The organism is Chthoniobacter flavus Ellin428 (assembly GCF_000173075.1).
Classification (GTDB): Bacteria; Verrucomicrobiota; Verrucomicrobiia; order Chthoniobacterales; family Chthoniobacteraceae; genus Chthoniobacter; species Chthoniobacter flavus.
The window spans coordinates 68,106-80,492 of record NZ_ABVL01000023.1 but is presented as its reverse complement, the minus strand read 5'-3'; the positions used below and the strand labels follow the sequence as shown (position 1 = coordinate 80,492).

Annotated in this window: 9 protein-coding genes and 2 pseudogenes; 8 read left to right on the top strand and 3 right to left on the bottom strand. The window is 62.5% G+C overall.

The annotated features are described in order from the left end of the window. Positions 1–42 precede the first annotated feature (42 nt). From CFE428DRAFT_RS37790 to CFE428DRAFT_RS36215, 3 genes are read left to right on the top strand one after another with little or no spacing between them, the layout of a single operon-like run. Positions 43–582: a hypothetical protein gene (locus CFE428DRAFT_RS37790; RefSeq protein WP_006982672.1), complete on the top strand. Its 540-nt coding sequence runs from the start codon at positions 43–45 to the stop codon at positions 580–582. Next, positions 579–2,090 (top strand): DUF1800 domain-containing protein, encoded by a 1,512-nt coding sequence (locus CFE428DRAFT_RS26030; RefSeq protein ID WP_006982671.1) that lies wholly within the window; start codon positions 579–581, stop codon positions 2,088–2,090. Before CFE428DRAFT_RS37790 ends, CFE428DRAFT_RS26030 begins: the two co-directional genes overlap by 4 nt. 2 nt (positions 2,091–2,092) lie before the next feature. Continuing rightward, positions 2,093–3,238 carry a DUF1501 domain-containing protein gene (locus tag CFE428DRAFT_RS36215; protein WP_006982670.1) on the top strand — a complete coding sequence of 382 codons (1,146 nt, stop codon included), beginning with the start codon at positions 2,093–2,095 and terminating at the stop codon, positions 3,236–3,238. A 44-nt stretch (positions 3,239–3,282) separates the two neighbouring features. Here CFE428DRAFT_RS36215 and CFE428DRAFT_RS26010 read toward each other — a convergent pair whose 3' ends face one another. Beyond that, a complete protein-coding gene (locus CFE428DRAFT_RS26010; protein ID WP_202797504.1) occupies positions 3,283–3,750 on the bottom strand; it encodes an acyl-CoA thioesterase in 468 nt (155 codons plus the stop codon). Between the two features lie 81 nt (positions 3,751–3,831). On the opposite strand from CFE428DRAFT_RS26010, the gene CFE428DRAFT_RS26005 reads away from it, so the two are divergent. The 3 genes and pseudogenes from CFE428DRAFT_RS26005 to CFE428DRAFT_RS40080 all read left to right on the top strand — a co-directional run. After that, entirely contained in the window at positions 3,832–4,398 is a 567-nt protein-coding gene (locus CFE428DRAFT_RS26005) for a hypothetical protein (protein ID WP_006982668.1), read from the top strand. After that, complete coding sequence (locus CFE428DRAFT_RS37785) at positions 4,331–6,274, top strand: NfeD family protein (protein WP_049975761.1); 1,944 nt, start codon at positions 4,331–4,333, stop codon at positions 6,272–6,274. The genes CFE428DRAFT_RS26005 and CFE428DRAFT_RS37785 overlap by 68 nt, the downstream gene beginning before the upstream one ends. A 570-nt stretch (positions 6,275–6,844) precedes the next feature. Next, positions 6,845–7,453, top strand: a pseudogene (locus CFE428DRAFT_RS40080) (alpha/beta hydrolase); the annotation flags it as partial. Positions 7,454–7,580: 127 nt separating this feature from the next. Here CFE428DRAFT_RS40080 and CFE428DRAFT_RS40075 read toward each other — a convergent pair. After that, positions 7,581–8,339 (bottom strand): annotated as a pseudogene (locus tag CFE428DRAFT_RS40075) (exodeoxyribonuclease III). Positions 8,340–8,498: 159 nt separating this feature from the next. After that, positions 8,499–9,800: a hypothetical protein gene (locus CFE428DRAFT_RS25975; protein ID WP_006982664.1), complete on the bottom strand. Its 1,302-nt coding sequence runs from the start codon at positions 9,798–9,800 to the stop codon at positions 8,499–8,501. Positions 9,801–9,913: 113 nt separating this feature from the next. Here CFE428DRAFT_RS25975 and CFE428DRAFT_RS25970 point away from each other — a divergent pair, with 113 nt between their 5' ends. Next, on the top strand, positions 9,914–11,521 hold the full coding sequence (locus CFE428DRAFT_RS25970; protein ID WP_006982663.1) for a glycosyltransferase family 39 protein: 1,608 nt from the start codon (positions 9,914–9,916) through the stop codon (positions 11,519–11,521). A gap of 104 nt (positions 11,522–11,625) precedes the next feature. Next, positions 11,626–12,348, top strand: a complete 723-nt coding sequence (locus CFE428DRAFT_RS37775; protein ID WP_006982662.1) for an NlpC/P60 family protein — start codon at positions 11,626–11,628, stop codon at positions 12,346–12,348. Positions 12,349–12,387: the final 39 nt, after the last annotated feature.

The following is a 12,387-nucleotide window of genomic DNA, read 5'->3' as shown; positions in this document are numbered from 1 at the left end:
TTCGTACCGGGGCGTCTTCCCGACAAAACCTCCCACCACGCCATGCCATATACCGGAATTGTCCTCGCCATCCTCGCGGTTCACGCCGCGGTCTTTCTCATCCTCCTCGGCCATTGGGTCGCCTCCGCGGGCATGTTTCCGCAGGCGGCCCGCGCCTTTGCCGAGACCTACGACCGGCGCCCGCTACGCGCCACCTTGGTCGGCATCTTCACCTACGGGCCGCTCATTCTCCTCCTGCTGAATAACGCCAAGCTCCCCGGAGGTGGCCTCCGTTTCCTGGTGCTGTTCGTCGGCTTCGGCGCCCTGTTCATCGGACTCATCGGCAGTGGCGGACTGGCCCTGCGTATCGGGCGCAATCTCTGTCCGAATGCCGATACCTGGCAGCAGGCCCTGCGCGGGGGGGTAATGCTCGCGCTGGTCCTGATCACCCCGCTGCTCGGCTCGCTTTTCCTGCTCCACATCGCGCTGGCCAGTGGCTTCGGCGCCTTCCTGCTTTCGAAGCCGTGGAAATCGAGCGCGGAGCCGGCCAACGCCAACGTCAACGTCCCGCCGCCAGTGCCCAGCGTGCCCTCACTGTCGTGAACACGACCTCCCGCCGCGAATTCCTCATCACGGGCGCCAGCGCGCTTGCCTTGAGCGGAGCGATCTTCAAGAGCGTCCAGGGCTGGCTCGGCGATTTCCAGCAATACACCGGCCGCGAGCTGCATCGTCCGCTCGACGGATCGCTCACGCCCTCGGCCAGCGCGCAGATCGACCCCGTCGCCCACGCGCTCAATCGCTGGACCTTCGGCCCCGGTCCCGGCGACTACGCCCGGGTCGCGGCGATGGGCGCCGATGCCTTTCTCGAGGAACAATTCGCTCCGGAAAAAATCGACGACGGCCTCTGCGACCGCGCCATCGCCCGCTTTTCGGAGTGCTGGTGGGAGCCGCTCGGTGAAGCGTACGAGGAGGATGCCGAGTATCTGCCGCCGGTCTTGCGGCGCGTGGCCATCCTGCGCCCGGTCTATTCGCGGCGGCAGCTCTTCGAGGTCATGTGTGAATTCTGGAGCGACCACTTCAACATCGACCCGGGCAAGGGCGATTGCCGTTATACGAAGATCGCCGATGACCGCGATGTCATCCGCGCGCATGCGCTCGGCAATTTTCGCGAGATGGTCCGCGCCAGCGCGCTCAGCCCGGCCATGCTCTGGTATCTCGACGGTCGCGCCAACGTGAAGCGCACCCCGAGCGAAAAGCCGAACGAGAATTACGCCCGCGAACTGATGGAGCTGCATACCCTCGGCGTGCACGGCGGCTACACCCAGCACGATGTGATGGAGGTCGCGCGTTGCCTTACCGGCTGGACGATCCTCGCGAAAAAGGACGACGGCTTTTCCGGCAAGTTGCTCTCGCCCCTGAAGGACCGCGCCAAGGTCGTCTTCCGCAAGGACGCCCACGACAACGCCGCCAAGCAGGTGCTCGGGCAATCCATCCCCGCTGGCCTCGGTGAGGGCGATCTCGATCGCGTCATCGAAATCGTCGCGTCGCATCCCAGCACCGCGCGTTTCATCGCCACGAAATTGTGTGTGCGCTTCATCTCGGACGAACCGCCGCCCGCGGCGATCGATGCCGTGGCCCTCGCCTTCGCCGATAGCAAGGGCGACATCAAGGCGACCTTGCGCACGCTCTTTGCCAGGCCCGAGTTTCACTCGTCGACGGGAATGAAATTCAAGCGGCCGTTCCACTTTGTCGTCTCCGCTTTGCGCGCCACGAATGCGGAGACGGACGCCGATCGCGGCCTGTTTTCCTATCTCGAAAAAATGGGGCAGGTGCCGTTCCGTTATCCTACGCCCGATGGCTATCCCGCCCGCGCGCAGCACTGGCACGCGACGCTGTTGTGGCGTTGGAAATTTGCCCTCGCGCTGGCGAATAATCGCATCAAGGGCACGCACATCGCGCGGAAGGAAATCATCGCTCAACTCGGTGGCGACCACGCGCTCGCCGCGACGTTGTTGAATCGCCAACCCAACACCGAGGAAAGCGATGCTCTCGGAAAACCCGGCGACAACCTGGCCCTGCTGCTCGCCTCACCCACTTTTCAACGCTGCTAAAGATGAGCGCCTCCGCCAATCTCTCCCCCAATCGCGACGACCGCCGCGCCCTCGTCGTCGTCTTCCTCCGCGGCGCCGCCGACGGGCTCACGCTCGTTGCCCCCGTGGCCGACGACAACTATCACAAATTCCGCCCGCGCCTCGCGGTAAAGAAGAGCGACGCCGTGCCGCTCGACGACACCTTCGGCCTGCATCCGAATCTCCGCGCGTTACAGTCCGCGTGGCAGGAAGGCGACCTCGCCATCATCCATGGGGCCGGCGGCGAGAGCGACACGCGCTCACATTTCGAAGCGCAGGATTTGATGGAGCACGGTGGCCCGACCGCCGGCGGCTGGCTCGGACGCTTCCTGCGCACGCGTGGCCCCGCGCCCAGCCCGCTCGCCGCCGTGGCGCTCGCGCCCACCTTGCCCGAAAGCCTCTCCGGAGCCCCTAGCGCCGCGGCTTTCGAATCGCTCCGCGAATTCGCCATCACCGACACACGCAAAGGCGCCCACCAGGAAGACTTCACCCGTGAACTGCAGCGCCTCTACGCGCTGGAGGAAGGCGCCTTGCACGATGCCGCGTCCCACACGTTCGAAGCGCTGCGGCGCATCGAGGCGATCGACACCAAGGCCTCGCCCGCCAACGGTGCCGTCTACGAGGAGAAATACCCCTTTGCCCAAGGCCTGCGGCAGATCGCGCAATTGATCAAAGCTGATGTCGGTCTCGATGCGGCGAGCATCGATCTCGGCGGCTGGGATTCCCATTTCACCCAGCAAACCCTCATCGAACCGCTCATGCTGCAATTGGCCACCGGCCTCGCCGCTTTCCGCCGCGATCTCGGCCCACGCATGGCCACGACCACGGTGGTGGTGATGACCGAATTCGGCCGGCGCGTGGCCGGAGAACAGCGCCTTCGGCACCGACCACGGGCGCGGCGGCGCGATGTTCGTCATGGGCGGCGGCGTGAAAGGCCGGCGCGTCCTCGGCGGCTGGCCCGGGCTAAAGCCCGAAATGCTCGAAGGCCCTGGCGACCTGCCGGTCTGGAACAATTACCGCGACATCCTCGCACCCGTGCTCACGCAACACGGCGCCGATGCGCAAAGCCTCGCCCAAGTCTTCCCGAATTTCCCGCTGCAGCCGCTACCGCTTTATTCGTAACGCCATAGAAGGAATAGGAAGGGTGGGACTCCTATCCTTCCCATTCCTCCGATCACGCCCCCTTCGCCGCACGCGCCGGCTTCAGGTGCGCGAACCGCGTCGCCCAGTCTTCCGGCAGACGCACCGGTTTTCCTGAGGGCATTTGGATGACCGCCAGCATTTGCCGGGAAGTCGCGATGACCGTGTCATCCGTCGGACGGCGAATCTCGAACCCGCACCAAAAGCGCATCCGCTCGACGCTGTCCAGCCAGCCGTGGACCACCAGTTTGTCGCCCAATTTGGCCGAGCGTCGATAGTCGATCTCGGTCCGCACCACCACCGGGTACGTCTGGGTGGAAGCCATTTCCACCAAACCCATGCCGAGTTGCTCGGCGAGCAACGTCCGGGCGACTTCGATGAAACGCAGGTAGACGATATTATGCACCACCCCTGCGCAGTCTGTATCAAAAAACATCACCTGGATCGGTGTTTCAATGCGAGGAGTCTCGACGGCGGTCGGTTCGACAGGTAGGTCTTTCACGGTGCGGACAAGAAACCCACTTTGTTCCCAGTGAACAGCAATTTAGTGACAGAAAATCCTCCTCCGGCGCCTCGCAGCGCCATGCGTTTCGTGCCCGTGCTCGTCATCCTCGTGGCGGCCATCGCCTACTACGGCAGCTACTGGCACTTCTGGTTCAATCCCCACGATGAAGGCGGCACCGCCTGTCTCATCGCCCAGCGACTCATGCACGGCGAACGCCCGTGGGTGGACGTGGAGCCGGGATACAACATCGGCTGGTTTTATCCCATCGTCGGGCTGTTCCATTTCACCGGGGTGAACTTCCTCGCCGTGCGGGCGTGGTTTTTCCTGCTGGCCACAATCACTGCGTTGCTCGGCTGCGGCATCGTCTCGCGCGTCACCGGCTCGCGCTGGTGGGGCATGGTCACCGGCTTGCTGCTGGTCGTTTTCCCGGGTTCGCAGTTCAAGGATTACATCCCGCTCGCCGAGGCCGCGAATACCGCCTGTCTCATCCACCTGCTTTACATCGATCCCAAGATGCGCCGCCCGATGGCTCGGCTGGTTCGTGCTCGGAGGGGTGGTGCTGGGCCTCACTTTCCTCGTGCGCGTGGAGCTGGGCTATTTCTTCACAGCCATCTGGGCGCTCCTGTTGCTCGTCTCGTTATTTGATCGGCGCGCGTCGATCGGAGGCCGTTTCGCCGGGTTGATCCTCGGTGCCCTGGCGGTCGTGTTCGGCGTCGTCATCGCACAAACACCGGCCTACGTCCCTCTGCGCGCTCATGGACTCGAGAAGGAATACTGGGCGGAGTACCTGGACTGGCTGGAATTCCTGCGTGCGTCCCTGCACACCCGGGTGGCGCAGGAGAAGCCCGCCCTGGCCGCCGGCCTCGGAGCGCCACAAACCGCTGCATCCGCAACGCCCACCGCCGACGGTAGCGACGCCGCCAGCAACCCCACGGCAGCAACCGTCAAGAATGCCGCGAACGGCGAACGTTCGGTGCTGCCGCGCAAGCCACTTTCCTCCATCTCCAATAAAGGCTGGCGTGAACGCATCCTGACTTTCCTCACTTACGCGCCAATCGTTGGCTTCGGCGTGTTCTTCATCATCGGCGTTATCGGTTTCCTAATGTCCGTGTTCCGCCGCGACTTTGCCCTCACGGCCGTACCGCTGGAGTGGCTGTTACTCATCGGCGGCTCGCTCACCACCTTCCCGCAGTTCTTCTTTTTCCGGCCGGATCGCCCACACCTCTCGGAATTCATGCCCGGCTACATCATCGCCATGATGGCCTCGGCGTGGCTGCTCTGGCCGCGCGGGTCGAAGCATCCGGTGGTGCGGCGTCTTTTCGCCGGTCTGGTCTCGCTGTTCCTCATCGGCCAATTCCTGATCTTCGCGGTGTTTGCCATGCAGCACCCCTCTTCCGGAACCATTGCCGCGCGCTTCGGACGCAAGGCGCGTTTCCAAGGCGAGAACGGCGTGCGCGTTCACACCAGCAAAAAGGAAGCCGCCATCTTGCAAGGCGTCTACGACATCGTGATGAAGTCGTCCGGGCCGGATGATTACCTGATCTGCTACCCCTACATGCCGGGCTACAACGTGATGACGAATCGCCGGACGTATCTGCACAACGTGTATGTGGATAACGCCACGCGCGGATCGCACTGGTCCGAGAATACCATCCGCGATCTCGAGGAAAAACATCCCGCGGTGGTGATCATCGATGATCGCGAAATCAACGGTACACCGGCTTCGCGCTTCACGCACTGGGGCGCGCCGGTCTACGCTTTCCTGAAGAAACATTACAAGATGGCGGGGAAGTTCGAGACGGTGGAGGTCTTCACCCTGCCGCACCCCTCGGCCACACCGGAGGCCCCTGCCGCACCTGCCCCTGCTCCCACGCCCATACCGCCGGCCACCCCGGCGCCAGCAGCCTCGACACCGACGGCACCAGCACCCGCCACTCCGGCACCCGTAGTTCCACCCAATCCGCCTCCCACCGAATCGCCGGCCACGACGCCAGCTCCTTCCACTCCACCCGTACCGGCACCGACCACGCCGTCTGCCCCACCCACAGCAACACCGGCGCCTTCGACAACGCCTCCCGGATTACCCGAAGCACCTCCGGCGGGAGGAGTCGCCTCGTTAAGCGGGCTGCCGCGGCCACTTTCATCCGTCGTCGAAGCGGGTTCTTTACCAAGGCCATCGGTCCCCGCCGGAGCACCGCTACTTCGCCTGCTGCCCAGGTTGATAAGACTGCGTCTAAGCAGCGAGCTCCAAGGGCTGCAGATTGTGCAAGGAAACCGTCTGGCAGGTAAGGATGGCATCGCGCTTGGCGCGGGCTTCGGCGAGCGACTTCGTGCCCAGCGACTTGCGGACGCGTTCCTTGGTGATCGGCGTGGGGTGCACAACGTAGTGAATGAACCACGTGCCGTTGTTATTCCAGAGATGGTGATTGGGATTCTCCAGGTTGGTGCGGAGAGAGAGTTGAGACATGATGGGGTTTGCGGTTGGTCACATCACGGGAGATTGGATTCGCATCGGCTTTGAAAAGCCGGCGCGCACATCGCCTCGCGACCCTTGGTCGCTCGGCTCCACCTTGGTTTCTCCAACCAGGTTGGCAGATTCAGCGGAATTCGCTGAATCACTCGTGATGCAATATTCAGTTATGAAAGAACTGCCGCGAGAATACGCGAAGAGCGAGGGAGCGCAATGGGGAATTTCCTTTATGACACGGGGGAGGGGAAGGAGGCAGAACATCCAACACCCAACACCCAACATCCAACCTCCAATCACGCAAGCGCGCGGCGAGAGTTGGTAGGTCTGCGGGTATGTCATTGGATGTTGGGCGTTGCACGTTGGGTGTTGGATGTTCTGCCTTTCCCTCGGGATGTTCTGCCTTTCCTCTGGGCGGCTTGCTTGACGCCGCGCGCCACTCCACCTAGCACCAAAGCATGCGCCTTCCCCCTCTGCTCGCATCCTTCGCAGTCCTCGCCATCGGTTTCCTTCCCCTCGCGAAAGGTCTCGCGGATGAAAACTCGGACGTCCATGTCCTGAACGACATCGCTTACAAATCGAGTTCCTCGCTCACGGAGTACGAAAAGACCCGCTGCAAACTCGATCTTTACCTGCCCGCGACTGGTCAGAATTTCCCGGGGCTTCGTCTGGTTTCATGGCGGCGCCCTCAAGGGCGGATCAAAGGATGGAGCCAAACCCATTGCCGAGCGTTTCGCCCACGCCGGCGTCGCCGTGGTGGCGGCGAATTATCGCCTCAGTCCGAAGGCAACCTACCCGGCTTATCTCGATGACAGCGCGGCCGCCGTTGCCTGGGTCGTGGCCCATGCGGCAGAGCAGCACTTCGACCCCTCGCGGATTTTCGTCAGCGGCCATTCTGCCGGTGGATATCTCGCCTACATGATCGGCCTCGACGATCGCTGGCTAAAGCCCTACGGCCTGAAGCCGAGCGCCATCGCCGGGTTGATTCCGATCAGCGGCCAGACGATGACGCACTATACGGTGCGCGAAGAGCGCGGCATCACGGATCACAACGTCATCAGCGCCGACGAAGCAGCGCCGATCAACCATCTGCACAAGGACACGCCACCCATGCTCATTCTCTACGCGGACAGAGACATGGCAGCGCGCCGGGAAGAAAATAGGTACCTCGCCGCGGTGCTGCGGGCGACGGGCGATACCCACGTGCAAGAGCTTCAGATCAACGACCGCACCCACGGCAGCATCGCCGGCGATATCGCCCACCCCGGCGACCCGGCTGCAGAGGCGATCCTGCATTTCATTGCGGACCCATCGTCCCGCGACGACTGCGTCGAAGAACTAGGCCGGGCCTACGCCTTCTTCAGCACAATCCCCCACCGGACCAATGGTCCGAGCCCCTTGATGTGCGGGGTAAATCGTCGCCGGATTTCAGCCGTTTCCGCAGCGCATCGGAGCAGAGGGAAAATAGTCAATCCCGCCAACCGATATTCCGCGCCCGCGCCGTGCCCATCTGACTCCACCACGTGTAGTGGCCGCCGGCCTTTTCGAATTCGCGAAAGGCATCGACGAAGCCTGCCCCGACAAAGGCATCGAAACCGGCGCGTTCCTCCGGCGTGAAGCCGTGGTTCTTCACATTGTCCTTCGGCCGCGCGAGATCGATCTCCGTATGCGCCACGTTTAGATCGCCGCACCAGATCACCGGCTTTTTGAGTTCGAGTTTCTTGAGGTAGGCGAGAAAGTCGCGATCCCATTGCTGGCGATAAGCCAGCCGCGTGAGTTCGCGCTTCGAGTTCGGCACGTAGACATTGACGAGAAAAAAGTCGGCATATTCCGCGGTGATCACCCGCCCTTCGCGATCGTGCTCCGCAACGCCGATGCCGAGCGTGACCGCGATCGGCTTGGTCTTCGTGAAAATCGCCGTGCCGGAGTAGCCCTTCTTCTCCGCGATGTTCCAGAACGAGGTGTATTCCGCGAGCGCCTGCGGCACGACCACATCCTCCGGCGTCGCCTTCGTCTCCTGCAGGGCGAGGATGTCGGGATTCTCGCTTTCGATGAAATCGGTGAAGCCCTTTTTCAGCACCGCGCGGATGCCATTGACGTTCCAGGAGATGAGTTTCATGGGAGCGCGCAAGATGGCCGCTCACCAGATGAGAAGCGAGATTTTCGTCAGGCGCCCGGCCGGATTCTTACTCTTAATCGTAATCTTAATCTTACTCCTCTCTGCCGTGGGGATTAAGATTACGATTAAGATTAAGATTAAGATTAAGAAAAAAGCGGCTTACAGCCGGATCCCGAGATGTGAGTAGCCGGTGCGAATCTGCTTCATCAGGTCCGCCTCGCTGCGCCCATCGAGCAGGATCTGCAGCGTCTTTTTCTGGAACTCCGCGCGCGCCTCAGGCGACTTGATGACATCCGGCGGCTTCGGCAGCACCATGTCGCTGCGATAGGTGAAGCTCCCATCGGGATTCACCTTCACGCCCGGCTGCTTTTTGAAGTCCTCCATCGCCTTGTAATAATCCTCGACCGATTTGCGGACCTCGCCGACTTCGCGGAAGTAGCGCGCGAAGAGCTGGCCGTCGCCTTTCCCGTCGAGGTGCATGAAATAGTAAACGAGCAGGAAGGAGGTGAAATACAGCCGGTGCGAAGCGCGCGGATCGTCCTCGAGCACTTTGTTCCATTGCTCGTTGGTGATCGGGAAAAGCTGTTCGAGCGGATACGGCTCGGGCACACCATTCATCGTCTTGTTCTTGAGGAAGGCGAGATAATCGCGCAGCCCATTCTTCGCCGCGGAGACCCGAAACTGGCCGGTGTGCAGCGGCAACGTGCCGGTGTATTCGGCCGTGCCCTCGACGACCCACTGCGGGAGATAATCGAGCCAGAAATGCATCATCTGGTGCGTGAGCTCGTGCACCATGGTATGCGTCTCGAAATTCTCGTCCTTCGCGTAAGCCTTGCCGACGAGCTTCACGCCGATGCTTTCGAACGGCACGAGGAAAAGCTGCTGCCGCGAGCTGTACATGCCGCCGCTATTACGCATGCCGCCCGCGGCGAAATAGGCGTCCTTGTCCTTGAGCAGTTTCGCGTGAAAGAGGTCGCCGGATTCCGGTTTGGGATCGATATGCCAGGGCAGCGCCTTGAGCAACTCGTAGGTCGCTTCGAAATTGCGCGCCACGTCGCGCAGCAGCACCTGGTTGAATTTGCCCTGCGACTCGAATTCGAAGTGCTGGGTGCGATAGACGAATTTCTCCGCCACGGGATCTTCGCTCACCACCTCGGCTTTGACCTGCGCAGTTTCCACGCCGACCTCGTTCGGCATGGTGGTGTTGATCGGCTGTTTCTTCTGCCAGTCCTGGAGATATTTCTGGTCGTCCGCGCTCAGCTTCGTAGCGGGCGCCTGGGCGCGGCTGCCATTCTGCATGCGGAAGATGGCGGTGGTACCATCGAAACTCATCAGCGAAGCCTGAAAGGGCGCGCCTTCGGCGGTTTTCCAATTGCGCGGCGGATCGATGGTCGGGAGCTGGGCCACCGCCAGGGAAGCCGCGCACAAGAGGGCCAAAGAGGGGAACAGAACGCGCTGCATGGCGGGCACTTAACAGAGAATGCCAGGATGAGCAAGGCACCGGCGGCTCTTTCGGCGCGAAAATACGCGGACATTCGCCGTGCGCCCTTCTATTGTCCGTGCCCCGCTTTTCCATGTCCACGAGCACTTCCCCGTCCACTCCCGATTCTTTCGCCCCCCGGTCACGTTGGTGGGCACTGGGGTTGATCGCCATTCTCGCTTTTCTCGTGGTTCATTTCGCGGTCGGCTTCCAGCGTCCCTGGTCCGAGGAGGACAACTGGTACGGCGCCGTTTACGCCCAGGCGGCCCATAACAATCTCCGCGCTGGCCTCCGCTCCGCGGGCGTGCCCGCGACGCTTTATTTCGGGCCGCTGCCGATTCCGCCGGAAGCCTACTACGTGCATCATCCGACGTTGTTGCCGGTGCTGGTCACAGGCTCATTCGCACTCTTCGGCGAATCGGAAGGAATGGCGCGATTGGTGCCGATTCTCGCCTCGCTGGCCAGCGTGGTGGTGCTGTGGTTTCTGCTGTTGCGCACTGCCGGACCACGGGCGGCGACCTTCGTCGCGGCCATTTTCGCCATCGTGCCGATGGAACTGCATTACGGCGACATGGTGGACTTCGAGCCGGTGCTCACGTTTTGGATGATCGCGTTGCTCGCCTGTCTCTGGCACTGGAAGCGCACCTCGCATACCCGCTGGGCAGTAGCCGCGGCAATTTTCGCGGCGCTCTGTTTGTGGACGGATTGGCCCGGTTATCTGCTCGTCCTCAGCGCTGCGGCGTGGCTGCTCTTTTTCGCGTCCCGCGAGATGCGCCCGCTCGGATTCCTCTTCGTCGCCCTGGTCGGTTGCGCCGGCCTGCTCTTCCTCTGGCAAATCCACAGCGTGAATGCCGCCGCGTGGACCGATCTCTGGACCGCGTTGCAAATGCGTCTCGGCAACGCCATTCCCACGAGCACCGCGCCCATCGCCGAGAATGCGCCGCGCTTTACGTGGAGCGACTGGCTGCGCACCGTGGGCGCCGATTTGCGCGGCAATTACCTCGCGCTGACCTGGGTCTTTGCCGGTCTGGGAATCATCCATCTCATTCGCGATCGCCGCTCGGAAGGCACGCGCTGGCTCGCCCTCACCGCCACGCTGCTCACCATCGCGGGCACGCTCTATGTCGTGCTGCTGCGCAACGAATCGTTCATTCACGACTTCGCGCCGTTTTACGTCATCGGCGCTGTCGCCATTCTGGCGGGCCTGGGTTTGGAGTGCCTTTGTCGTTGGAGTGACAAGCTCCCGTCGGTGGGGAGGGTGGCCATTCCCAGCGCGGCGGTCATCGTCCTGGTCGCATTGGCGGGAGTTGGCCTCCGCCGTTCGGAGGAAATGCGCTCGCCGTATCTCATCCTCGATGGCGCGGTGCAGGAACCGATGGAACTCATCCCCACGCTCGGCACGCGGCTCCTCCAGGCCTTTCCGCCCGGCGCCACGATCCTCGCGAACTTCGATCCCTACGGCAGCGCGCTCACCTACTATGCACGCCGGCCGATCCTCACGAATCTGATCACGCCGGAAGATTGGCGCGGCATGCTCGCGTCGGAACATCCTGCGGGGGGCGTGGTCTGGCTCGGAGCAAAGAACGCCCCAGAGATTCTCTCCACGTTGCCGGGCCATACGGAGCGGATCGAAATCGCCGGTTTCCCCTTCATCCTCTGGCACGCGCCGACTGCGGCTTCCACCACCGAGAGTGCGCAGTAATTCGACAGGGACGATAGAAAGCGGGCGCGTAGCAGACCTCTAGAGAACGCGCCCGCACCGCCCTCTTTGACTTTTCCTTGGACCGGCTACATTCGACTCGCGTTATGAATACCCCGGTTCGTGCAGGTTCCTCTCGTTTGACGGCGTTGCGTTTCTTCGTTCCGCTATGGATTGCACTCTGCGGCATAGTCCCACTGCGCGCGCAGACACTCACGCGCACCGAGGCACTCCAGGTCGCGGAAAACTACATCCACCATCAGTGGCAATCCTCGGAAAAGAATCTGCGCCACGGCCCGGATTCGCGTGGCGTGCAGATCAACACCCCGGACCGCCCAGGCGGCCATGGCTCGCCCGACGAAGCGTGCTGGGAAGTCGACGCCACCAATTCCGGCGTCGCCTACAAATGGGGCGGCTTCGATACACCGGAGAGCTTCGACAAAGGTGTGCGCGCGGGCAAAGCCGCCGGCGATGTCTACACCTCGGACAAGCGACGCCTCGGCGGGAATGCGGTGAGCGGCGATGCCGTGGGCATCGATTGCTCGGGCTTCGTCTCGCGCTGCTGGAAGCTGCCCCACAAATACGACACCTCCACCCTCGCGGAAATCTGCCAGAAGCTGCGCGCTCCCGAACAGCTCCAGCCGGCCGACATCATGAACACCGAGGGCGGCCACGTGATCCTTTTCGTCAAATGGCTCGACGCCACCAAAACGCGCGCGCTGTTCTACGAAGCCGCGCCATTCAGCAAAACGCTCAGTTCCGAACGCGATATCTCCGCACTGGTCGCCGCCGGCTACACGCCGATGCGCTATCGCAAGATCCGCGACTAACGCGGAGGCAGCGTCCTCGGTTCACAGAAATAGGAGCTA

Excerpts from the sequence above, each read along its gene's own strand:
- CFE428DRAFT_RS26005 (WP_006982668.1), top strand. The coding sequence starts at position 3,832 with ATGCGTTTCGTGCCCGTGCTCGTCATCCTCGTGGCGGCCATCGCCTAC.
- CFE428DRAFT_RS36215 (WP_006982670.1), top strand. The coding sequence starts at position 2,093 with ATGAGCGCCTCCGCCAATCTCTCCCCCAATCGCGACGACCGCCGCGCC.
- CFE428DRAFT_RS25975 (WP_006982664.1), bottom strand. The coding sequence starts at position 9,800 with ATGCAGCGCGTTCTGTTCCCCTCTTTGGCCCTCTTGTGCGCGGCTTCC.
- CFE428DRAFT_RS37790 (WP_006982672.1), top strand. The coding sequence starts at position 43 with ATGCCATATACCGGAATTGTCCTCGCCATCCTCGCGGTTCACGCCGCG.
- CFE428DRAFT_RS37775 (WP_006982662.1), top strand. The coding sequence starts at position 11,626 with ATGAATACCCCGGTTCGTGCAGGTTCCTCTCGTTTGACGGCGTTGCGT.
- CFE428DRAFT_RS25970 (WP_006982663.1), top strand. The coding sequence starts at position 9,914 with ATGTCCACGAGCACTTCCCCGTCCACTCCCGATTCTTTCGCCCCCCGG.